The organism is Paenalcaligenes sp. Me131, assembly GCF_050487225.1.
Classification (GTDB): domain Bacteria; phylum Pseudomonadota; class Gammaproteobacteria; order Burkholderiales; family Burkholderiaceae_B; genus Paenalcaligenes.
Genome location: NZ_JBKQGY010000004.1, coordinates 275940 through 297611, shown reverse-complemented (window position 1 = coordinate 297611; position 21672 = coordinate 275940). Strand labels below are relative to the sequence as shown.

Sequence of the window (21672 nt, the reverse complement as noted above, 5' to 3'; positions counted from 1 at the left end):
CCACCACCACCACCACCACCTCCTCCTCCTCCTAACAACAACAACAACAACAACAACAACAACAACAACAACAACAACAACAACAACAACAACTCCATTTTGGAATACTCAGTGCTACAATAACAATCCATCTAGACGGATTGTTATGAGTAAAATAAATCGCCCCAAACAACCAGAAGTGCTGCGTGCCAAGATTCTAAAAGCCACTCAACACGTGCTGCTTAGCGAAGGTCTTGCTGCGCTCACACAAGAAAAAGTGCTTGCCCAACTGGATATCTCCAAAGGCGGGTTGCAACATCATTTCCGCACCAAACAAGATTTATTGGATGCGCTGTTTGATCATGTGTATGAAGGCTTTGAGGAACTCTATAACGATGCCTTGGCACAAGAGCCGGCAGGCCCTGCCCGCCATATACGTGCCTATGTGATCGCAGCCAGTCGCAGTGGCGATGAAGAAAAGCTGTGGGGGCAAACCTTGGTATTGCTTGCTGTCAGCAACGCAAATTACCAAGCCCGATGGCAACATAGCCTAGAACAAATTTCCCAAGCAGACTCACTGGATCCAGGCAAACAATTAGCCTGTAGGTTATTTGCAGACGGCCTGTGGTACAGCTTAGTGATAGGCCCTCATCACCATATGGACCATGTACACGACGCCCTAGACGAGATTCTCTCCCTTACCGAGTAAGTTCCCATGTCATCCCCCTACGTACCTTTGGCCATTGCTATCGTTGCCGAAGTGATCGCCACCACCGCCTTGAAATCCTCAGCCAGCTTTACTCGTTTGATGCCCAGCATCATTACGCTAGTGGGTTACGCCATCGCTTTTTATTGCTTGTCTCTGACGCTGAAAAGTATCCCTACTGGCATTGCGTATGCCATATGGTCCGGCGTGGGCATTGTGCTGATTTCGTTAGCAGGTTGGTTCATTCACAAACAAACTCTGGATATGCCAGCACTAATAGGCTTGTCGCTGATTATTGCTGGCGTCATCATTGTGAATGTGTTTTCTAAGAGTGCTGCGCACTAACGGCGCTACATGGCTACCGTGGAATGGTCGGACAGTTGCCCATACGCCCGCTCAATCACAGCCACCAAATCCTGTATGGTTTTATGTTGGCTTTTATTCTTCGCTACATACATAGAATACAAATGACGTAGTACCGGTTGAGCCTTGCCCTGAAAGGGGCTTAGCAATAAACCCGTCTCTACCTCGTATTTGACGATGCGCTCACACTCTACGTAAAAACCCATCCCCTCTTTAGCACTTTGTATGGCCTGTATACCGCTGTTGAAGTGAATGGCGTTACGAAAGTTAAAGTCTTCGATGCCATTCACTCTAAACCAATCTGCCCAATCTACTTCTTGGTTATCGTTAAAAATCAGTGGGAACTTCAGCACATCACGAGGATGATGAATTTTCTTCGCTAAGGCGGGTGCACAGTACGGCATCAAGGTATTGATACCCAAACGCTCTACCCCTTTTTTCTCCATAAACGATTCGCCATACAGTACCGCAATATCAAACTCTCTAAACCGGTCTGTATTGGGAATGTACTCACTGATGACGGCAAAACTCACCGACTCATCGCTGGTCTTCATGTAGTTTTGTAGTGCTGGGTTAATAATTTTGCTGCAGAACGTAGGGGAGCTATAAATACGCACCAAACCTTCGTCTGCTGCGGTGACGCCCCTAATCCCATCACGGATTTCACGCAGACCTTTTTCCACAGCCTGCAATAACATACGGCCATCAGCCGTCAAGGCTAACGCCCTGCCCTGACGGCTAAATAGCTCTACATTGAGATCCTCTTCAAGTTTGCGTATGGCTTGGCTGACAGCGCTAGGAGACAGAAACAGCTCCTCCGCCGCCAGCTTGAATGACTCCATTCTCGCCGCAACCTCAAAAATCTCTAACCCGCTTAAATAGCTTGAAATACGCATTGTCGCCATGCTGACACCACCTTCAATGCCAAAATGGCTAATGCTAGTGGTACAGCCTGCTGCTACACAGATGCCAATATCACCTATATAACGCCTCCCTCTCGTGTGATAGCCACTCTTGCAGCACCAATTCCACGGTAATGCACACAGGTGCTTCAGCACGTACAAACCTGCCTGAATAGACTACCCCTTGGTTATCGGCCACCATGCCAAACAGTTTGGCTTCGGGCTGAGAACCGTTGTGTGTCACTTCACCACGCAGGGTCAATAACTCTACGGCATAGCCCGTAATATCAATGGGTGCAGCGTTTTCATCGCCGGGCTCATTCACTAATAACTGCGCCCTGAATAAGCTACCCAGCCCACCCTTCACCAGCACATGATCCATCTTGTAGTGAGCACAAATATCTTCTATGCCCAACACAAGATCGTCATTGCATTGCAGTCTGGCCTTTACGATGCGCCCTGGCTCACCCTGTAAGAGTTGTGTCGTCATGCCCTAGCCTCCACCGAGACTACGGATGGATGAAACACATGCATCTGGGAAGTACTGTCTTTTTTGGCTACAAAACCTATCTCTGCCGTCACTAATACTTGCACGGACAAGCCTTGTTTACCGACCACACAACGCGATAAATCTAGATGGCCGCCAAAGGTGGTTTGGCTGGATTGTTCAATTAGGCAACCATGACAATGCACCAGCGGTAAACCGTACTGGTCTTCACCCAATACTGCATCACCCGCCAATAACACACATGGCCCAAACTCGTGGCCAGCACCATATTTCACAATAAATTTTCCTGCGCTATCAGGTGGAGCTGTGTGGCATACCCCGCTTTCTAAATAGCCAGGCTGGAAAGATAACAAGGCAAAACGTATGTGTTGTGCCTGCTGTAATTGCTCCTGTATGGCCTGACTGATGTTCTGCCCTTCAGGTATATGAAGAAGAAACTCTTTTTCCCCATACGCAGCGGCTGTCAAAGCACGGCTTTGTAACATGGCAACTCCTCCTCCGGTGCTGAGATTATCAACCCGGCATAAACAAGTACGTGTCATACTTTATAAAGCTGAGCAGCCTTGTGGGCTGCACAGCTTTAGCTGCCTACATACCATCAGTAGGACAGCATTTTCCGTATTTCTTTTTTAACGATCTTGCCATACCCAGACTTGGGCATGTTTTCCCAAAAGTAGTAATAGGTAGGCTGCTTATAGCGCGCAATCCTCCCCTGAATGAAGCTTTGCATTTGCTCAGTGTCTAAGGTAGTACCATTTTTAGGCACAATCACAGCTACACCAACTTCCCCCCATTTCTCGTCAGGAACACCCAAAACGGCGATCTCGGAAATGTGTTCGTGGGTGAGGAACACTTCTTCGATTTCGCGTGGGTACACATTAGAGCCACCCGAGATATACATGTCGGAATGACGCCCTGTGATGTACAAAAATTGCTGTGCATCCATATGGCCTATGTCACCGGTATGAAACCACCCAAACTTAAAGGCTTCCGCATTGGCTTTGTCATTGTTGTCATAGCCCTTGAATACCGCTGGCCCGCGCACGCAAATCTCGCCCGTTTCAAAAGGCGGTAATCGGCGACCTTGTTCATCTAGAATCGCAACTTCCATGCCAGTACGCGCATAACCGCAGGTGCCGACTCGAGCATCTGGTGTGTCGTCTAGGTCATGCAAGTGTGGCGGCAATACCGTGATGTTGCCGGTGACTTCACCCAGACCATAATATTGCACCAGTACCTTGCCTAATTTTTTCAGGGCATGCTTCTGGTCACTGCGGTACATGGGAGCACCCGCATAGATGACATATTTCAGCGAGCTGTGGTTATAGCGATCTACAGACTCGTGCTCGGTAAGAATTTTCACGATAGTAGGTACAGTGAACATGTTGTCCACACCGTATTTTTCTACCAATGACCAGACTTCTTCAGGTTCTAACTTGCTGCTGGCAGGCACCACACTAGCGGCCCCTCGAGCCACGTTAACCAACGCATGAATACCCGCACCATGCGAAAGCGGAGCCACCACCAACGAACGAGACTGATGCGTTAAGCCCGGCATTAGGTCAGCCAAGTGATTGGTGATCACAAATGCCATTTGACCATGCGTCAAAATACCGGCTTTGGGCATACCCGTTGTGCCAGAGGTATAAAAGAACCACAACGGATCGTCGTACTGCACCTCGGCGGCTTCAAACTCGCCGTCCTGCCTGTGACTACTGAGCAAAGTGTCGTAGCTTAGCTCGCCCGCTTTGGCATCACCTATAGCAATCACATGCTGCAAGCTGGAGGATGCATCTCGGCAGGCCTGTACATGTGAATCAAAGCCTTCGTCGTAAATGATGACACTGGCACGACTGTGCTCTGCCAAATAGCTGATTTCATGTTCGGTAATGCGCACATTGGTAGGCACCCATACCGCACCCAATTTAAACGCTACCCAGCAACTTTCAAACAGTTGGATGCGATTTTTAGCATGCACCAGAATTTTGTCGCCATGTCCTACGCCTAATTGCTGCAACGCATGTGCCATGGCATCAACACGCGCATTTAACTCTTGCCAGCTATAGTGCTGCGTACCTTGTAGATACGCCGGCTCATGCGGCAAGCGGCGGCTGACATCCGTTAATAAAGACCCAAGGTTTTTAACTGTGGACAGCATGTTCTACCCTCTTAGTTACACCCTAGTAGGCTGACGTAGTTCGCCACAGCAGCCCCACCCATATTGAACACACCCGCCATATCCGCATGCGGTAACTGCATATCACCCGCTTGACCGGTAAGCTGCATGGCTGCCATCACGTGCATGGACACGCCTGTTGCGCCGATGGGGTGCCCTTTGGATTTCAGACCGCCAGACGGATTAATAGGCAACGCACCATCTTTGCGACTGACACCATCCAAAATGATGCGAGCACCTTGACCAGGCTCAGCCAAACCCATCACTTCGTACTCAATAAGCTCAGCAATCGTGAAGCAGTCGTGGGTTTCTACAAACGATAAATCACCAATACGCAGCCCCGCTGCTGAAAGCGCTTGTTGCCACGCTAAACGTGCGCCCTCAAAGGCAATAGGATCGCGCTTACTAAGCGGTAAGTAATCATTCACGTGCGCCACACCAAGAAAATCCACACGGTTGGCATGATTAGGCGTGTAGTGCCTATTGCTAATCACCATCGCTGCCACACCGTCGGACACCATTGAACAATCGGTACGTTTTAGTTTGCCTGCCACATAAGGGTTCTTTTCAGACTCTTGTCGGCAAAATTCGTAGCCAAAATCTTTACGCAAATGTGCGTAGGGATTATGTACGCCATTAGCATGGTTCTTAGCGGCAATAGAGGCCAAGGCATCCAGTTGATCGCCATAGCGATCGAAATACGTCTTGGCAATAATGTGGCCAAAGACGCCTGCAAAACCACCCTCTACTGCGGCCTCTTCTTCGGCATACGAGCACTTCAATAACACCTTGCCCACTTCAGCGGTAGGCAGCGTGTTCATCTTCTCGTAGCCTATAACCAAAGCATGTTTGCTTTTACCAGAACGCACCGCATCCAGCCCGGAGTGCACGGCCGCTGAACCGGTAGCACATGCGTTTTCTACGCGCACGGCAGGACGAAAACGCAGCGCTGGCACTTGATTAAAAATCAGCGAAGACGGGAAGTCTTGATACAAGAACCCGCCATTGAAATGCCCAATATGTACGGAGTCTATGTCTTCCCAGTCTAGCCCGGCATGCTCTACCGCTTGAGCCGCCATTTCTGCAATGGTGCGCTCAACATCCAGATTATCCAATTTGCCAAACTTGCTATGAGCCCAGCCTGATATAGAAGCATTAATCATTACCACATCACCCTACACATTAAGGTTGCAACACACCTGAAGCCAGGAAACCACCATCCACCGGCAACACATGTCCATTGATATACGACGCCCCTTCCGAGGCTAAAAACAGCACAGCGGCTGCGATTTCATTACTGCTGCCATAACGCCCCATGGGCACACGATCGGTATAGGCTTTACGCGCCTCATCGCTGTGCAACACTTGCGTAAGCGGGGTCTCAATAGGGCCTGGAGAAATACCATTGGCTGTGATGCCGTACTCGGACAGCTCAATGGCCATTTGTCGGGTCAGGCCATATACAGCGGCTTTGGAAGTACCATAGGCAGCACGCCCAAAGCTAGCAATTTCACCGCTGATAGACGCCAGATTAATAATGCGCCCCCAGCCGTTCTTTTTCATGAGCCTGCCCGCATACTGCGACAGCAAAAACGGGCCGGTAACGTTGACGCGCATGACCAAATCCCAATGCTCTTTGGGGTATTCCAAGTAAGGAATGGTTTTGGCAATTCCGGCGTTATTTACCAGCACATCACAACGCCCGTACTCACGATCTAGATAATCAAACAACCCCGCAATTTGTTCTTCGGAACCTACGTCGAGTTTGTAGAAATCTACGGTGCCGCCCTGCGCTCGTAAACGCTCTTGCAACAGCAATGACCCTTCTTCGTTAATATCGGAAATGACGGTGATATACCCGTTGGTGGCAAAGGCCTCCACAATGGAGCTGCCTATGCCGTTCCCACCACCTGTGATCACTGCTAATTTTTGATTCATCATGCTATTCATCCATTACAAAAAACCGATGGAAATCCAGGGCACCAAGGCAATGAAGATGGTGGTTACCAACAGCACTGCGAGGTATGTCCAACTTTTTGGCATCACGTGATCAGCATTCACTTTGCTGATCGCGCTGGCCGCATAAAAACCAATTCCTAGTGGTGGTGCAAACAGACCTATACCCATAGAAAGAATGATGACGATGGCGTAATGCACATCATGAATACCTAGGGACTGCGCCGCTGGAAACACCAAGGGGCCAAATAGCACAATGGCGGGAATACCTTCCAACATGCTGCCCAACAAAATAAACACGGCAATACTGACCAGCAGGAAGCCCACTGCGCCACCTGGCATATTGGTCAGGTGATCTACCAAGTACGACGAGAATCCAGATTGAGTGAGGGCCCATGCCATGGCGGTTGCTGCACCAATAATCAGCAAAATGGCACCCGACAGCGAACACGCTTCTACCAACAACTTGTACGTATTGGAAAAATCCAGTGAGCGCGTGATGTGCTGCATGATGAGCGCATAGGCAATCACATAGACAATCCCGATGGCCGCCACTTCGGTTGCCGTCGCAATGCCATTCACCACGCAGAAACGAATCAAGATAGGCAAGAAAATGACCGGTAATGCGTACAACAATGTACGCATTACTTGGCCCATCGGTGCTTTTTTCACGCCTTTGAGATCAATCTTGCGCGCTTTGTACGCACACACCAAAGCAATGGCCACCGTACATACAAAAGCTGGTAACAACCCGCCAATGAACAGGGCGCTAATAGATACACCACATACCGCCCCTACGGTGATCAAGACCAAGCTAGGCGGAATGGTTTCCGTCATCGCTCCGGTGGCAGACAGCAATGCGGCTAATTCATGCTCGTCCGCACCACGTTTTTTCATTTCGGGAAATAGCGCTGGCGCTACAGCCGCCATGTCTGCCACTTTAGACCCTGAAATACCAGACACCAAGAACATGGCCCCTAGCAGAACGTAGTTCAAACCGCCACGTACGTGCCCAAGCAAGGACGACATAAAGTCGATCAATACTTTAGCCATACCGCTTAGCTGTAATAACGCGCCCAAGAAGATGAACAGTGGCACTGAAAGCAGCACCATGTGCGACACACCTTCATCGATGCGACTCACAATGATCATGCTAGGTACTTCGGCCACATGCACCACATACGCCAAAGTGGAAATACCGAAGGCAAATGCGATGGGAATACCGCAAATGACCGCAGCACCTAACATCACCACAAAGAACAATACCAAGTTCAAATTGCCCAAGTCGTACAAGTCATAGGCGAAGTAATCGATGGCATACCAGATCACCCCTATTACTGCTGCTGATGCCAATACCCGTACTACCGAGGAACGTTCTATCAACTGTGCTACAGCAATAAACACAACCAACCCAAAGCCTACGGGAATGGCTGATGCTCTAAAGCCATCAGGCACATTTAACGCAGGCGATGTCACGGCCATTTGCTCAGAGGCGTGTGTCATCCCTGGCTCTAGTAGCAAACAGGCAAACACCAACACCACCATCAAACCAAAGGTTTCTAGCCACGCCCGGTTGGACTCTGACAAACGACTCACCACGGCTGTTAAGCGCATATGTTCAGAGCGGTTTAAAGCCACTACCGCCCCCATCATGCACAGCCAGATAAAAAGGGATTGCGCTAGCTCATCGGACCATACCAATGGGCTATGCAGGAAATAGCGAAACACCACGCTCACAAACAGGATCAACGATTCGACCAGCAACAATGCAACGGCTAATGCTTCAACAGCACGCATGACTGCCGTTTTGAATGCTAAGAAACCGTGTTTGAATGAGTAGGTAGTGGGCACTGGCATGATCTCGGCCCCCGCACTCATGACAGGCTCCCTACCGCGCTTTCTAGGATGCCCCACAATTCATTGCCAAAGGTTTTGTGCCATTCTTCGTAGAAGCCCGCTTGTCTGAGCTTGTCACGGAATGGGCCTGAATCTACATCGTTAAAGACCATGCCTTGGCCCTCTAACGTGTCTTTGATGTTCAAGGACAATTGCACCAGATCAGCACGCTCATTCATGGCCGCTTGATTCGCATGTTTTTGAATGAGGGCTTGTACATCGTCAGGCAGACTTCTGAACTTGTTTTTATTGGCCAAGAACCAGAAACCATCCCACATGTGGTTGGTAACCGATAAGTATTTTTGTACTTCGTACAACTTGGCGCTCTCTACCAAGGTAATGGGGTTTTCTTGCCCATCCGCAATTTTGGTTTGCAATGCTGAATAGGTTTCAGCGAAGTTAATGGTAGTAGGTGCCGCATCAAAGCCTCGGAACATAGATGTCCACAATGGGCTTGGTGGTACACGTAATTTCAGCCCTACTAAGTCTTCTGGTGTGTAGATGGCTTTATTGCTGGTCGTGATGATTCGGAAGCCGTTATCCCAGATTTTTTCAAACGCCATCAATGACGAGTTGTCTTCGATGGTTTGACGTACGGCAGCACCCAAATCGCCATCCATCGCGCCCCACACTTGATCGTAATTCTGGAAGGCAAAACCTACCCCAGAGATTTGTGTATTGGTGATCAACGAACCCAAAATAATGGGGGACAGCATAAAGAAATCTACCGCACCAGAACGGATTTGTGCCAAGGTGTCGGTATCGTTCCCCAACTGGCTGCTGGGATAAATACGGATTTCGATTTCACCATCGGATTCTGCAGCGATGGCTTCTACCATTTCTTTAGCCCGTATGTTCATTGGGTGGCTAATAGGCAGATTATTAGCGTACTTCAGTCGGAATTTAGGGCGTTTATTGGCCCATGCAGGCTGGGTGTAACCTGCCCCCAAAACCGTTGCGGCGGTGAATAAAGAGCCAGCCTTAATGAAATGTCTACGCGTAACGTTACTCATTTTGTCTCCTCCTTGAGGATGGGGAAACAGACTTCAATAAATAATGTTTTAAGAGGCGAAGTCTGCGTTTTTATAATTTATGAACGAGACTATATTGCCCGCGAAACATAGGGCTAACAAACGATAAATTTTGCTTTATAAGTAAGCTTAGCTAACCTATGACAGCCCTTAATTCATGCGCGCTACGCCATCTAAGGGCATACCCTGTACCAAGGGATAAACCGGTTGACCTAACCGTAATTTGCTTCTGAGCAATTTTTACCCACCCTTGCAAGACAGGCTTGATTCCGTGCTTTGTGACAGATGTCATCAGACTATCCCCAAGCTTATGCACAGTAGCTGTGCACAACCTACATCTAGACACACGACTAGCATTTGGAACCAAATTTTTTTGCTCTAAATCAATAGTTTATGCTTTAGTTATCAAATCCAGAGCGATGTTGAGCCAAGTCAACGAATGGCAGTGAACCTCCGTCTATCCTGTTCTCAAATTACGAGATTTATTGCCTAGACTGCATGTAATCTACCGTTTTACATAGGCACTATGACGTGCTTCACCTTGGGGGGTAAAGATGAAAAAAACCAAAAATTTGCGCTCGGCCAGTAAGACCATGGGGATTTTTCCATCGGGGGACAGCGCTGAACAAGCAGTCAAAGAGCTATCTCATATTTTGTCTGACGACTCTACCCGAGTCATTGTGGTTGAACCCAACGACCCCGCCTTGGAAGCCAAGCTTAAAAATGAATACACCCACATGGGACAAGCGGCTATTTCGGCGCACATTTGGTCAGCCGTTTTAGGGGTGCTAGTAGGCGTTGTGTTCTGGGCCATGCTGTATTACTCCAAGATCCCTATGTTCGTGCATGAAGCACCCACAGCATTGTTAGGTTCTATCTGTGTTTTCTTGCTGATTGGCGTACTGATAGGCTGTTTAGTGGCCTACATGCCAAGCGGCAACAACATTATCCGTCCCACCAAAGAGGCAACATCAAACGGCAAATGGGTGGTTATGGCCTACCCTATTTCAAGCCGTGAAAAGAAAGCTGCCGTGGCCTATTTCGGCCAACAGAATCACGCTAATGCATAATTACCATAAGTGAGTTTCTTTCCTCTGCACGCCCTGACATTCCTGTAATGCTCAGGGCGCTTTTTTTCACTTACGGTGTTATCCACTGTATATGTGCATAAGTATGGGGACAGCCTGCTAACACTCTGTCCAATGCGAATAAATACGCGTGTGTATGCGCACTGCATAAAAATTGCTCAGTGCCACATTACTCACAATATTTAACATCTCTGCCGTGTTATATATGCAGCAAAAACACGGTTTACTCCCCTGTATATAACGCGTCACCGTATACTTCTAATTTTCCCTGCTTATTGAGAATTCTTATGTTGAAAATCGTTTCCCAAGCTGTGACTGCTGGTGCTCTGAGCCTGGCTATGTTGAGCCCTGCAGCTGCACAAGATGCACAAACCATGGTTGGTTTGGCAGAATTGGGCGGTGTAATGCACGCTGCTGCTGAAACATGCGGTACGTACTCCAGCTCTGAGTTGGCTGAAATGAAATCCCAACAAATGGTTGCACTGAAAGAAATGGGCGTTTCCGAAGCTGATTTCAACACAGCTTTCGACTCTGGCTTCAGCCAAGGTAAAGAGCAGATCGCTGGTGCGACTGCTGAACAGAAAAAAGAAATGTGCGACGAATTGGCTAAAATGAAGTAATTCGTTGAGTGCTCAGGAAGCGGCACGCTGTGCTGCTTCCTGAACTTGCCACAACTCGTGCCAATCGCGTGCATACTGCACACGCATTTCATCGGCACTGATTTTTTTGAACCCTAAGGCGCGCCAAAAGTGGTTAGCTGGTTCTTTATGTACATCAGTCTCTAGGTGTACGGCCTGTACGGCTTTCTCGCCCGTCCAGCGCAAAATATGCCCCCATAACAAACGCCCATACCCTTGTCGTTGCGACAATGGCCGTATGTAGAATTCGGCAACGTTCGCCACATCGGGATTCTGTGTGTCTACCCACACGTTGGCAAACCCTACGGGCACCCTATCATCACACAGCAATAAAAATGCCCTAGGACCTTCTGCATAACGCTGAATCAGTAGATCCGCATCGCATTGCTCACCCGCCCAGTTTTGATCCAGATACTCTTGGTATAGCGCAATAAAAGTCGCCCAATGAGAGGTATTTGGCACAACCAAAATACTATTCAGCATGGCTTTTCCTTGATGGTGGACGTTTTATATAGTGTGTTCTATAGAGGTGACCGCTGTATGTATGACGTGATTTACTCCCAACGATACTCCAAAATCTCGTCGCCTGCGTCATCGAATTCACCCGTAGAGCACCAGCCCAAGTATCGATAAAAGCCATAAGACCTAACCTGTGCATCGGCAGCACAACTAAGGAAAAGCCTGTCTACACCAGCGCTTTTCATATCTTGCATGACCAAACTCAGCAAATGCTTACCTATGCCTTGGTTTTCATACTCGGGCAACAACGCCAACACCAGTACTTCGCCTTGCGCAAGCTCGCCAAAGCAGTAACCCACCATGTGTTGGTCGTCCAAACACACATAGCCAAAAGACTCGCCGTTTTCTATACCCTCAGCCCATGTTTGGGGTGTGATCCCCAACTCGGCTAACTCGTCACGCGAGAATGCGTTTTCACGCGTTAGACCACGAATCTCTATGCATTGATCAGCATCAGAAGCAATAGCTGTTCTATAATGAATCATTAAAAACCTGTGAATAAATTTTCATTTACCATGTCAAAAAATATACAAGCAGCCTGCGGCGCTGTCATTATCAACAACAATAATATTTTACTATTAAAAAGAAAGAAAAACCCAGAATCTAATCATTGGGGAATTCCTGGTGGAAAAATAGATTGGATGGAAAAAATTGAAGATGCTGTCACACGAGAGACCCTAGAAGAAACAGGCCTGCAACTGACATCACTCTACTTGTTGGTGAACGTGAACCACTTTGATAGTGAGCGCAATGAGCATTGGTTAGCTGGCGTGTATTTGGCGACATCCTACCTTGGTGAAGCCCATCTACAAGAGCCCGAAAAACACGCTGAACTGGGTTGGTTTCCCCTTGATAATCTACCCACTCCGTTAACACAAGCGACTCAACAAGCGGTTGCTGCCTACACCTACTACAACGAAGCACCACCTACCAAACAGGCATAACACCACAGGGGCTATATAGCCCCTGTTTGATATTTACTCTGCCGCCTGTGTTTCTACACTTGCCACCAACGCTTGATGCCGCTGCGCCCTGAAAACTCGGTCATAAAGTAGATTAAAGAAAAAGGCGAAAAACAAATAAAACGCCACAATCCATAAATCCATAATCAATGCTTTTATGATTGTTATATTCAAATACCAAGAAATAAAAGGTATTAGCAAAAACAATAAACCGAACTCAAATAATATAGCGTGTAGCACACGATCTTTTACGGTTTTATCTAATTTACCGCGCAAACGGTACATCACTTTATCGTAAAGGATGTTATAAACAAAATTCCAAAGTGTGGCCACAATGGATGATACCATTCCCACCACGCCCATAGAGGCGATAGAGTACCCCAAGAAGTACGTAAAAATGGGAATAAATAGCATCAATGCTATGGCTTCAAACATCAGGGCATGCCTGATACGGTCGGCTAAACTTCTGGCTTGCATCATCGATCCACGTTATACAGCAAAGCTTATGTTATACACGCAGGCTTTACCTCTACCAAGTTGATAACCATCGCTTTAACCGATATATGAATCTATCCATTGATCAACTACAAGCTCTGGTATGGGCCGTACAAGCAGGATCGTTCTCGCAAGCGGCTAAACAAGCTGGGCGCTCACAATCGGTGATCAGCACACACATCGCTAACCTAGAAGCAGACCTAGGTGTACAGGTGTTTGATCGCAGCACGCGCATTCCCACGCTGACACCTGAAGGCGAAAAGATCTACCAAGAAGCTGAGTTCATTTTGCAGCGCCGCCAACACCTAATACAAATGGTGCACAGCTTTGAAAAGCAGCATGAAAGCCGTGTGGTGCTGGCCATAGACGAGATCTTTCCTGAATCCTTAGTTGCCATTTTATTGCGTGAGTTTTCTCTGCACTTTCCGCACACCGAGGTAGAAATCTACTTCCCGTTGATGGACGATGTAGAAGACTTAGTGGAGCAAGGTATCGTAGACATAGGCGTGTCATGGCGACAATCCCCCAGCCGCGATAGTCTGCGTTTTACCCCCATAGGCAGCGTACCGCTGGTACTGGTATGCGGACTAGAACACCCGTTGCGTGGTGTTTCTCCGATTACGGTGGATGAGTTGCGCAAACACAGGCAGATTTTGATTTCAGGCCGTAATCACAGCTTGAGCCGAAAGACGCTTAAGTTATCGCTGGAATCATGGTACGTGGAAAGCCACTGGGTCTCTATGCAAATGGTGATGAATCACATAGGTTGGGCCTTTGTGTCTAAGTACGCCTACGACAACTTTATACACAAAGATCAACTTGCCCTACTAGAGGTGCTAGATACTCAACTGCGAGACATAGACCAAAGCGTGCGTATTGATGTGATTACCAGCCAAAGCAAGCATATAGGCCCTGCCTTGCATTGGCTGATACAACGTTTCCAACACAGCGTATTGTCGTAGTCTTAGCGCACTGACGTTGCCCTAATAGCGGCTTTGTTGACTTCCCAATAAGCATAGAGCCCTGTAACGTCATTGGTGCACAGTAAAGGCATACATGCCTGCAAGTGCTCTAATGACCAATCCCACCATGCTATTGCTAGCAATTGCTCAACCACATCGTCGGGAAAACGTTTTTTAATCTGACGTGCAGGGTTACCGCCCACCACGCCGTAGGGCTCTACGTTTTTAGTCACGACGGCGCGGCTCGCTATCACTGCACCGTGGCCTATCTCTACCCCTGGCATGATTAAAGCTTCAGTGCCTATCCACACATCGTTTCCAACAATGGTGTCCCCTGCTGGTGCGTAAGCATTTTCAGCCCCTGCAAAAGCAGGCTCTTCTGACATAAAGAAAAAGGGAAAAGACGATACCCAATCGTGTCTGTGGCCTTGATTACCCGCCATCATGAAGGCCACACCACTGCCTATGGAACAAAAATCACCAATGCGCAGCTTATCTACATCGTCGCGGTCTGGCATCAAGTAGCGGGCGCAATCATCAAACGAGTGCCCATGATAATAACCAGAGTAGTAGCTGTAACGCCCCACCTCGATATTGGGATTGGTGACTTGCTCCGAGAGCAGTTTGCCTCGGAAAGGACTTTCAAAATAATTCGTCATAATGTGTTTTACTCTATGATCTACGCCTATCCCTTGTGAGGATACGGCTTTGATACCTAGGGCTTTAGCGTAGACTACAATAATGTCTTTAAGCCCTAATCGCTTACTGTATTCCTATTTCTTTCTCTGCACACCTATTAGCTATGTTCACAGGTATAGTTCAAGGCAAAGCACGCATTGCCACCCTTAAAGATCACAATGGTCTACGCACTCTAGAACTAGAGTTTCCGGCCGGCTTCTGCGAAGGGCTGGAAATTGGCGCTAGCGTCTCGGTGGATGGCGTCTGTCTGACCGTTACCGAATTACTGTCTGACACCATGGCCTCGTTTGATGTCATGCTGCAAAGTCTGAACATCACCACGTTGTCGCAGTACCAAGAAGGTACCTTGGTCAACGTAGAGCGCGCTGCCAAAGATGGCGCTGAAATTGGTGGTCATCCGCTGTCAGGTCACGTGGATTTCGTAGGTACCATCAACCTCATCCAGATTTTTGATGACAACAAACAAGTACGCTTCAGCGTACCGGCTGAGTTCTGTCGCTATATTTTTGCCAAAGGCTATATTGCGATTAACGGTGCCAGCCTGACTGTATCTGAGGTCAACAAACAAGAAAACTGGTTTGAGGTCTGGCTGATTCCTGAGACCCGCCGTGTAACCACGCTAGAAGACAAAGGCGTGAACGACACCGTGAATATTGAAATCGAACGCGGTACTCAGGTCGTGGTAGACACCATTCGCGACAGTATTCAAGAAAGTCTGGGCAGCTTGCAGCCGTTGCTAGAAAAACTGCTGCAGTCCCAAGGTATCTCGCTGGAAGAACAACTATTCAGCCAACAGTTACAGCGCCTGAACCAATCTACCAAACCCTAAGCACCGCAATACCACCTAGGGTTACAAACATCCTGCCATCATGACGAGGCAGGATGTTTTTTTTCAGACTGCCGCACCAACCCCCATACCATCAACAGTGCTGCTGCCATAATCCCCACCGCCGACCACGATACAACGTTAAATGCGTTATCGAAGGCCTGCAAGGCAGCATGCAACAATGGTTGAGCCGATTCTGCAGGCATACTGCCCACCAAATAACGCACCTCATCCAAGCTATCCACAGCGCTAGGCAAATTCATGCTGTTGGCGGTTGCCAGCATATAAGCGCTGTACACCGCCGACATTACACTGCCCATCACGGCCACCCCCATCGCACCGCCTAGTTCGTACGAGATTTCTTCTAGTGAGCCCACCATACCCACCTGATTCGCCGGTGCTTGCTCTAACACCGCATACGACGCGGTAGTCATTGCCGCACTTAGCCCACACCCAAGCAAAATCAAACTGGCTGCGCGTGGCCACGTCCCCATGTCATGCAGTACAGCAAAGCAGGTCATTCCCACCAATGACAGCAACACCGCCACGACCAACAAGCGTTGGTACGGCAGATAACGCATCACATAACCACTTAAGGGCCCGGCTAATAAGGACGAGATAGGCAGTGGTAGCAGCACCAAGGCCGCATTAAAAGGGGAATGCTCTAGCACCAACTGCAACTGTTGGGTAAAGGCGAACTCTACACCCGACAGCGTAACGGTGCTTAAGAAGGCTGTAATCACCCCTGCACTAAACAGCGGATTTTTAAAAATGGCGAAACTGAGCAGTGGATACGGGCCATGCAGTTGCCTGTGAGTAAACCACCCCAGAAACACAAATGCCATGACCACACTGCCCCAAAAGTACGCCCACGAGGTGTTAGGCAAAGCGGCTTCTTTCAATGCACTGACGGCAGCAATTAAGCCCACCATCACCAGCAATGAACTGCAGCCATCCCACTTTTTATGCGTAGGCTCAGGTTGGTGTTTGGGCACTACCCAAAGACTCACCACCAACGTGAGCACCACAATGGGCACATTGATGAGAAACACCGATCCCCACCAAAAGTACTCCAACAACATACCACCCACCACTGGCCCCATCGCCGCACCACCGGCGGCAATGGATGACCACACGCCAATCGCTAACGAGCGTTCTTTTTCATCCGTAAACACATCGCGAATAATCGCTAATGTCGCGGGCATCATCATGGCCGCCCCCAACCCTAAAGCAGCACGCGCAATAATTAAGATCAAGGAAGACGGTGAGAACGCTGCCCACAACGAGGCCAAACCAAATACCGTTAGGCCACTCATAAACATACGACGGTGGCCGATGTGATCCCCTAGTGAGCCCATTCCCAACAGCAAACCAGCCACCACTAAGGAATAGGCGTTCACAATCCATAGTTTTTCACTGGTGGTAGTGTGTAACGCCGCGCTTAAGGAGGGCAAGGCGGTGTACAACACCGTAATATCCACCACAATCAACAATAACGCACTGGCTACCGCCAGCAAGGTGAGCCAACGATAGCGATACGGTACTGCACTGTTTTCTGACAGCATACTTCCCTACTAAACAACTAGTGATTGATAAATGGCTGATCGGCTAACCGCCTGTCCTCATCGTTTACCGATGTCAGCTTGGACAAATGTTTACCTAGCCACTGGCGCAAATCATCCATGTAGCTGTACACCACAGGAATGAACACCAGACTGAGTAACGTAGACGTTAATAACCCACCAATCACCGCTGCGGCCATTGGTGCCCTAAAACCAGCATCTGCACCGGTACTGAGCAAAACAGGAATCATCCCTGCCACCATCGCAATGGTGGTCATCACAATAGGACGTGCGCGCTCTTTACCCGACTGCAACAATGCCTGTGCAAGATTCATACCGGCTCGGTGTTTTTCCGAGGCAAAGTCCACCAGCAAGATGGAGTTCTTTGTCACGATACCCATCAACATCAAAATACCGATCACGGCAGATAAATCTAAGGTGGCCCCTTGCAGTAATAATCCGGCAAATGCGCCCCCCATAGACAGCGGCAAGGCGACCAAAATAGTGAGGGGTTGCAGGAAATCTTTGAACAACAGCACCAAAACGGCATACACCATCAAAATACCAAAGCCCATGGCCAACGCAAATTTCTCGAACATTTCAGTCAGAAACTCCGCATCGCCATACTTCATCAGCGTCACACCTGTGGGTAAGTCTTGCATCTCGGGTAAGGCATAGACGCTTTCTAACACCGTACCTAAAGACTGCCCTGGCTGCAGATCAGCCTCTACCGCAATACGACGCATGCGATCAAAGCGTTCAATTTGAGCAGGCCCTACCCCAAAACCCACATCCGCTACCGTGTGCAAAGGCACCGTACCACCCTGTTGTGACGGTATACGCAACTGACGCAGCGTTTCCACGTCATTGCGGTCTCGCTCGCTTAACAACACACGTATGGGCACTTGCCTATCGGCAGCATTAAAACGTGCCGAACTGGCATCAATATCACCCACTGTCGCGATACGTAAGGCAGCACCTACACTTTGCGCGGTAACCCCTGCTCGCGCCGACTCATCGGTGCGCAACCGTATTTGCAACTCGGGGCGCGCCAATGGCTCTTTGACCTGCACATTAGCAATGCCTTTCAACCCCTCCATTTGCTTACGCAACCGGTGTGCGGCGTCGGAAAGCGCTTGCCCATCAGCACTCACCAAAATGACGGACACATCACGGCTCTCGCCACCGCCAAATGAGAACTGCACATCTTCGAATTGCGCCAACTCACTACGCAACCGCTGCTCCACTTGTTTCTGTGACGCATCACGCTTCGCTAATGGCACTAACCGTATCATCATTGAACCAGAGGCCACACCCGAACTATCATCCCCATCACCACCACTACTGGCAAACACGGCATCTACCTCGGGGTGCTGACGCACCTTTTGTGACATGGCAACAATTTTGGCGTCGGTTTGGGCCAAGGTGGCACCTGGCGGCAGTTTCACCTGCATGTTGATGAGACTCTGATCCCCTTCTGGCATAAAACCTACCGGGATGAATGCCAACAACATGGCGGAGGCGACCAGAAACAACGCCCCCACTCCTAAGGTGCGACGTCTATGGTTAAGCGCCCACTCCAAAATAGATAAGTAACGTTTCAACAAGCCTTTGGCAGGAGCATTGGCGGCATGCAGCTTGCTTGCTGGCAACGGCTGCAAAATATACGCCGCCAACAAAGGGGTCGCTAACCTCGCCACCAATAACGATGCCAGCACGGCTACCGATACCGTCACCCCAAACTGCTCAAAATACTGACCGATATAACCACCGATGAAACTCACCGGCAAAAACACCGCCACAATGGTCGCCGTAATAGCCACCACAGCAAACCCGATGGCATCCGCCGCATCAATAGCCGCTTGGTACGGGCGCTTTCCTTTATAGAGGTGCTGCTCAATATTTTCTACCTCGACGATGGCATCATCCACCAAAATACCAATCACTAAAGTCAGCGCCAACAAGGTAATGCTGTTCAAGGTGTAATCCAACAGCATCATGACCACAAATGTAGGCAAGATAGACAGCGGTAAAGCAATCGCGGCCACCACCGTGGCACGCCAACTGCGCAAGAATACGAACACCACCAGCACTGTCAGCAGTGCGCCCTCTAACAGCGTTTTCATGGATTCTTTGTAGCTATCTTCGGTGTATTTCACCAATGACAAAATAGGCTGTATGCGTATGTCGCTATGACTTTGCTGCAGCGTTTGTATCCCCTTTTCTACCAGCTCAGCCACTACCGTATCGCTAGCACCTTTACTGCGAAATACGGAAAAGCCCACAACTTCGCGCTCGGCTAAGCGTGCTTTGCTACGACGCTCTGCACTGCCATCGCTGACCACAGCTAACTCGGACAACACCGCCCAGCGCCCGTCTGACAAGGCAATAGGTAACTGCGCCAGCTCGGCTACTTCTTTGGTACTACCCAAAATACGTATAGCCAACTCGCGACCACTTAATACGGCTCGCCCACCCGGCTCATCAATATTGCTACGCACCAACTGAGCATTCACTTCCTCGGCAGTAATACCTAAAGCCTCTAGGCGGTCGGGGCGCAACTCTACGCGCACCTCTCGCTTAGCACCACCTAAGCGTTGTACACGCTGCACGCCAGGCTCGGCTAACAGCACGCGGCTAACGCGGTCATCCACAAACCACGACAGCTCTTCTGGCGAACGCTCGGTAGAACTGATGGCGTAATACAGAATCGCGCCCCCTTCTACATCCACGCGAGTGACCTGCGGCTCTAAGATGCTTTGCGGTAACTCCGAACGTATAGTGGTGATGGCATCCCGCACATCGTTGGTAGCCCTGTCTGGGTCTACACCCAAGTTGAACTCAACGGTGGTCAGCGATGTACCCTCACTTAAGGTAGAGGTGATGTGACGCACACCGGCCATGCCAGCAACGCTTTCCTCTACCTTACGGGTAATGGCGTTTTCCAGTTCACTAGGTGCAGCGCCGGGCTGGGCCACCAACACCGTCACAATAGGAAACTCCACCCTAGGGTTTGAGTTGATAGGCAACTTGAGAAACGCCAACCACCCTGCGATGGTCAGCATAAAAAACAGCACTAACGTGGGAATGGGCCTACGTATTGCCCAAGATGACAACTGCGAATTCATGGCTGAGCGCGCTCCAACTCATGCACATCCACATGATCGCCGTCTTTCACAAACGCGAAAGCGGTCGCCACCACGCTGTCGCCCTTACTCAAGCCTTCCACTACTTCCACCCACTGAGCATCTTGCCAGCCTATGCGCACAGGCTGGTACGACACCACCCCGCCGTCTACCACTTTCATCACTGCGGCTTCCCCTTGGCTATTCACGGATACCGCACTGGCAGGTACGGCAATCGCCAAAGTATGGCTAGCCAAGGTCAGCTCTGCTCTACCAAACATACCTGCCATCACGACGGATGGCACGGTGTCTAAGGTGATACGCACCGACCCCATACGTGAGGCTTTATCCACTTGTGCTGACACCAGTCGTACAGACCCTGCCGCTGCCTCGGATTGCCCCGTCCACTGCACGGCGGCAGGCATGCCGGTATGCAACTGCGCTAACATCCCTTCGCCCACATCGCCTTCCAGCTCTATCACACTATTTTTAGCCAGTGTAAACAGCGCATCATTGCCCACTTGCGCTCCGGCCTGTGCATGACGTTGCAACACTAATCCTTCAACCGTGGCCACAATGCGCGTTTTATCCAACTGCTCTCGCTGCTCTGCTAGCTCGGCCTGCGCCTTGCTCAGTACGGCTTGTGCGGCTTGCCACGTTGCGTGTGCCGCTTGAGCTTGTGTACGTCGTTCATCTAAGGTTTGCGCACTGACCGTACCTTGGCTTAAACCTGTCACACGTTTGAGGTTTTTCTGAGCCTCTTGATGCAGCGCCAACTTTTCCTGCAATTCAGCCATCGCACTGGCCACACTCGCTTGGGCTTGTTGCACTTGTGCTCGCTGCACGGTGTTATCCAGTTCAGCTAGCAACTGCCCTTGTGTGACGCGCTCACCCTGTTCTACCAACACGCTTTCTATGCGCAGCCCGGTTAATGCCGTACCAATCTCAACGGTATCTTTGGCCACTAACGAGCCACTCACCCGCGCCCGTGGATGCAACACCACCGCATCGGCTTTAACGGTGCTAATGCGCAACAACGGTTCATCGGGTACGGTGTCTTTGCTAGAGAACAAAAACCACATTGCCAGCACTACCAGCACGCATAAGCTGCCTATGCCCCACTTGCTGCGTAAGCCTGTCAGCACGGCGTTAGATTTTTCTGTAGAACTATTCATAGTGATGCAGCAAACTGTACATTTTTTTGTTAGACTGATTAGTCGATCTATTATTTAGAAGATGCTCTACGCTGTCAACTTCTGCTTTGCACCCCTTATGCATT

Annotated in this window: 22 protein-coding genes; 7 read left to right on the top strand and 15 right to left on the bottom strand. The window is 49.5% G+C overall.

What is annotated here, in order from left to right; genetic code table 11:
• Positions 1-145: 145 nt before the first annotated feature.
• Both ACLPHM_RS16370 and ACLPHM_RS16365 read left to right on the top strand, forming a co-directional pair.
• Entirely contained in the window at positions 146-688 is a 543-nt protein-coding gene (locus tag ACLPHM_RS16370; protein WP_430222274.1) for a TetR/AcrR family transcriptional regulator, read from the top strand.
• A 6-nt stretch (positions 689-694) separates the two neighbouring features.
• Positions 695-1030, top strand: a complete 336-nt coding sequence (locus tag ACLPHM_RS16365; RefSeq protein WP_430222273.1) for an SMR family transporter — start codon at positions 695-697, stop codon at positions 1028-1030.
• 5 nt (positions 1031-1035) lie between these two features.
• Here the strand turns inward: ACLPHM_RS16365 and ACLPHM_RS16360 are convergent, their stop codons facing one another.
• The 8 genes from ACLPHM_RS16360 to ACLPHM_RS16325 all read right to left on the bottom strand — a co-directional run bounded on the left by ACLPHM_RS16360 (position 1036) and on the right by ACLPHM_RS16325 (position 9499).
• A complete protein-coding gene (locus tag ACLPHM_RS16360) occupies positions 1036-1953 on the bottom strand; it encodes a LysR family transcriptional regulator (protein ID WP_430222272.1) in 918 nt (305 codons plus the stop codon).
• Between the two features lie 70 nt (positions 1954-2023).
• Entirely contained in the window at positions 2024-2440 is a 417-nt protein-coding gene (locus ACLPHM_RS16355; protein ID WP_430222271.1) for a PPC domain-containing DNA-binding protein, read from the bottom strand.
• Positions 2437-2943 (bottom strand): PPC domain-containing DNA-binding protein, encoded by a 507-nt coding sequence (locus tag ACLPHM_RS16350; RefSeq protein WP_430222270.1) that lies wholly within the window; start codon positions 2941-2943, stop codon positions 2437-2439. Before ACLPHM_RS16350 ends, ACLPHM_RS16355 begins: the two co-directional genes overlap by 4 nt.
• A 113-nt stretch (positions 2944-3056) precedes the next feature.
• Positions 3057-4616: an acyl-CoA synthetase gene (locus tag ACLPHM_RS16345; RefSeq protein WP_430222269.1), complete on the bottom strand. Its 1560-nt coding sequence runs from the start codon at positions 4614-4616 to the stop codon at positions 3057-3059.
• An 11-nt stretch (positions 4617-4627) separates the two neighbouring features.
• Complete coding sequence (locus ACLPHM_RS16340) at positions 4628-5797, bottom strand: acetyl-CoA acetyltransferase (protein WP_430222268.1); 1170 nt, start codon at positions 5795-5797, stop codon at positions 4628-4630.
• 19 nt (positions 5798-5816) lie between these two features.
• A complete protein-coding gene (locus ACLPHM_RS16335) occupies positions 5817-6575 on the bottom strand; it encodes an SDR family NAD(P)-dependent oxidoreductase (protein WP_430222267.1) in 759 nt (252 codons plus the stop codon).
• Positions 6576-6587: 12 nt separating this feature from the next.
• Positions 6588-8468: a TRAP transporter large permease gene (locus ACLPHM_RS16330; protein WP_430222266.1), complete on the bottom strand. Its 1881-nt coding sequence runs from the start codon at positions 8466-8468 to the stop codon at positions 6588-6590.
• Entirely contained in the window at positions 8465-9499 is a 1035-nt protein-coding gene (locus tag ACLPHM_RS16325; RefSeq protein WP_430222265.1) for a TRAP transporter substrate-binding protein, read from the bottom strand. Before ACLPHM_RS16325 ends, ACLPHM_RS16330 begins: the two co-directional genes overlap by 4 nt.
• A gap of 572 nt (positions 9500-10071) precedes the next feature.
• On the opposite strand from ACLPHM_RS16325, the gene ACLPHM_RS16320 reads away from it, so the two are divergent.
• Both ACLPHM_RS16320 and ACLPHM_RS16315 read left to right on the top strand, forming a co-directional pair.
• Entirely contained in the window at positions 10072-10587 is a 516-nt protein-coding gene (locus ACLPHM_RS16320) for a hypothetical protein (protein ID WP_430222264.1), read from the top strand.
• 305 nt (positions 10588-10892) lie between these two features.
• Entirely contained in the window at positions 10893-11225 is a 333-nt protein-coding gene (locus ACLPHM_RS16315; protein WP_430222263.1) for a hypothetical protein, read from the top strand.
• A 12-nt stretch (positions 11226-11237) separates the two neighbouring features.
• Here the strand turns inward: ACLPHM_RS16315 and ACLPHM_RS16310 are convergent, their stop codons facing one another.
• A complete protein-coding gene (locus ACLPHM_RS16310; RefSeq protein WP_430222262.1) occupies positions 11238-11726 on the bottom strand; it encodes a GNAT family N-acetyltransferase in 489 nt (162 codons plus the stop codon).
• A gap of 71 nt (positions 11727-11797) precedes the next feature.
• Positions 11798-12247 (bottom strand): GNAT family N-acetyltransferase, encoded by a 450-nt coding sequence (locus tag ACLPHM_RS16305; RefSeq protein WP_430222261.1) that lies wholly within the window; start codon positions 12245-12247, stop codon positions 11798-11800.
• A gap of 30 nt (positions 12248-12277) precedes the next feature.
• Here ACLPHM_RS16305 and ACLPHM_RS16300 point away from each other — a divergent pair, with 30 nt between their 5' ends.
• On the top strand, positions 12278-12706 hold the full coding sequence (locus tag ACLPHM_RS16300; protein ID WP_430222260.1) for an NUDIX domain-containing protein: 429 nt from the start codon (positions 12278-12280) through the stop codon (positions 12704-12706).
• 33 nt (positions 12707-12739) lie between these two features.
• Here the strand turns inward: ACLPHM_RS16300 and ACLPHM_RS16295 are convergent, their stop codons facing one another.
• Positions 12740-13204, bottom strand: a complete 465-nt coding sequence (locus ACLPHM_RS16295) for a PACE efflux transporter (RefSeq protein WP_430222259.1) — start codon at positions 13202-13204, stop codon at positions 12740-12742.
• Positions 13205-13287: 83 nt separating this feature from the next.
• Here ACLPHM_RS16295 and ACLPHM_RS16290 point away from each other — a divergent pair, with 83 nt between their 5' ends.
• Positions 13288-14181, top strand: a complete 894-nt coding sequence (locus ACLPHM_RS16290; RefSeq protein WP_430222258.1) for a LysR family transcriptional regulator — start codon at positions 13288-13290, stop codon at positions 14179-14181.
• 2 nt (positions 14182-14183) lie between these two features.
• Here ACLPHM_RS16290 and catB read toward each other — a convergent pair whose 3' ends face one another.
• Positions 14184-14840, bottom strand: coding sequence for a type B chloramphenicol O-acetyltransferase (gene catB / locus ACLPHM_RS16285; RefSeq protein ID WP_430222257.1), 657 nt, complete (start codon positions 14838-14840; stop codon positions 14184-14186).
• A 143-nt stretch (positions 14841-14983) separates the two neighbouring features.
• Here catB and ACLPHM_RS16280 point away from each other — a divergent pair, with 143 nt between their 5' ends.
• Positions 14984-15709 carry a riboflavin synthase subunit alpha gene (locus ACLPHM_RS16280; RefSeq protein WP_430222256.1) on the top strand — a complete coding sequence of 242 codons (726 nt, stop codon included), beginning with the start codon at positions 14984-14986 and terminating at the stop codon, positions 15707-15709.
• Between the two features lie 38 nt (positions 15710-15747).
• On the opposite strand, the gene ACLPHM_RS16275 is transcribed toward ACLPHM_RS16280, so the two are convergent.
• The 3 genes from ACLPHM_RS16275 to ACLPHM_RS16265 are packed head-to-tail and all read right to left on the bottom strand — an operon-like array spanning position 15748 to position 21568.
• Positions 15748-17271, bottom strand: coding sequence for an MFS transporter (locus tag ACLPHM_RS16275; protein ID WP_430222255.1), 1524 nt, complete (start codon positions 17269-17271; stop codon positions 15748-15750).
• Positions 17272-17288: 17 nt separating this feature from the next.
• Positions 17289-20396 (bottom strand): efflux RND transporter permease subunit, encoded by a 3108-nt coding sequence (locus ACLPHM_RS16270; RefSeq protein ID WP_430222254.1) that lies wholly within the window; start codon positions 20394-20396, stop codon positions 17289-17291.
• Positions 20393-21568 (bottom strand): efflux RND transporter periplasmic adaptor subunit, encoded by a 1176-nt coding sequence (locus ACLPHM_RS16265; protein ID WP_430222253.1) that lies wholly within the window; start codon positions 21566-21568, stop codon positions 20393-20395. The genes ACLPHM_RS16270 and ACLPHM_RS16265 overlap by 4 nt, the downstream gene beginning before the upstream one ends.
• Positions 21569-21672: the final 104 nt, after the last annotated feature.

What these genes read in the sequence shown, in the direction of transcription:
- catB (WP_430222257.1), bottom strand. Translation starts at nt 14,840, where the DNA reads ATGACGAATTATTTTGAAAGTCCTTTCCGAGGCAAACTGCTCTCGGAG.
- ACLPHM_RS16360 (WP_430222272.1), bottom strand. Translation starts at nt 1,953, where the DNA reads ATGGCGACAATGCGTATTTCAAGCTATTTAAGCGGGTTAGAGATTTTT.
- ACLPHM_RS16295 (WP_430222259.1), bottom strand. Translation starts at nt 13,204, where the DNA reads ATGATGCAAGCCAGAAGTTTAGCCGACCGTATCAGGCATGCCCTGATG.
- ACLPHM_RS16345 (WP_430222269.1), bottom strand. Translation starts at nt 4,616, where the DNA reads ATGCTGTCCACAGTTAAAAACCTTGGGTCTTTATTAACGGATGTCAGC.
- ACLPHM_RS16370 (WP_430222274.1), top strand. Translation starts at nt 146, where the DNA reads ATGAGTAAAATAAATCGCCCCAAACAACCAGAAGTGCTGCGTGCCAAG.
- ACLPHM_RS16265 (WP_430222253.1), bottom strand. Translation starts at nt 21,568, where the DNA reads ATGAATAGTTCTACAGAAAAATCTAACGCCGTGCTGACAGGCTTACGC.
- ACLPHM_RS16320 (WP_430222264.1), top strand. Translation starts at nt 10,072, where the DNA reads ATGAAAAAAACCAAAAATTTGCGCTCGGCCAGTAAGACCATGGGGATT.
- ACLPHM_RS16315 (WP_430222263.1), top strand. Translation starts at nt 10,893, where the DNA reads ATGTTGAAAATCGTTTCCCAAGCTGTGACTGCTGGTGCTCTGAGCCTG.
- ACLPHM_RS16355 (WP_430222271.1), bottom strand. Translation starts at nt 2,440, where the DNA reads ATGACGACACAACTCTTACAGGGTGAGCCAGGGCGCATCGTAAAGGCC.
- ACLPHM_RS16275 (WP_430222255.1), bottom strand. Translation starts at nt 17,271, where the DNA reads ATGCTGTCAGAAAACAGTGCAGTACCGTATCGCTATCGTTGGCTCACC.
- ACLPHM_RS16280 (WP_430222256.1), top strand. Translation starts at nt 14,984, where the DNA reads ATGTTCACAGGTATAGTTCAAGGCAAAGCACGCATTGCCACCCTTAAA.
- ACLPHM_RS16340 (WP_430222268.1), bottom strand. Translation starts at nt 5,797, where the DNA reads ATGATTAATGCTTCTATATCAGGCTGGGCTCATAGCAAGTTTGGCAAA.
- ACLPHM_RS16325 (WP_430222265.1), bottom strand. Translation starts at nt 9,499, where the DNA reads ATGAGTAACGTTACGCGTAGACATTTCATTAAGGCTGGCTCTTTATTC.
- ACLPHM_RS16305 (WP_430222261.1), bottom strand. Translation starts at nt 12,247, where the DNA reads ATGATTCATTATAGAACAGCTATTGCTTCTGATGCTGATCAATGCATA.
- ACLPHM_RS16365 (WP_430222273.1), top strand. Translation starts at nt 695, where the DNA reads ATGTCATCCCCCTACGTACCTTTGGCCATTGCTATCGTTGCCGAAGTG.
- ACLPHM_RS16330 (WP_430222266.1), bottom strand. Translation starts at nt 8,468, where the DNA reads ATGAGTGCGGGGGCCGAGATCATGCCAGTGCCCACTACCTACTCATTC.
- ACLPHM_RS16270 (WP_430222254.1), bottom strand. Translation starts at nt 20,396, where the DNA reads ATGAATTCGCAGTTGTCATCTTGGGCAATACGTAGGCCCATTCCCACG.
- ACLPHM_RS16310 (WP_430222262.1), bottom strand. Translation starts at nt 11,726, where the DNA reads ATGCTGAATAGTATTTTGGTTGTGCCAAATACCTCTCATTGGGCGACT.
- ACLPHM_RS16300 (WP_430222260.1), top strand. Translation starts at nt 12,278, where the DNA reads ATGTCAAAAAATATACAAGCAGCCTGCGGCGCTGTCATTATCAACAAC.
- ACLPHM_RS16350 (WP_430222270.1), bottom strand. Translation starts at nt 2,943, where the DNA reads ATGTTACAAAGCCGTGCTTTGACAGCCGCTGCGTATGGGGAAAAAGAG.
- ACLPHM_RS16335 (WP_430222267.1), bottom strand. Translation starts at nt 6,575, where the DNA reads ATGATGAATCAAAAATTAGCAGTGATCACAGGTGGTGGGAACGGCATA.
- ACLPHM_RS16290 (WP_430222258.1), top strand. Translation starts at nt 13,288, where the DNA reads ATGAATCTATCCATTGATCAACTACAAGCTCTGGTATGGGCCGTACAA.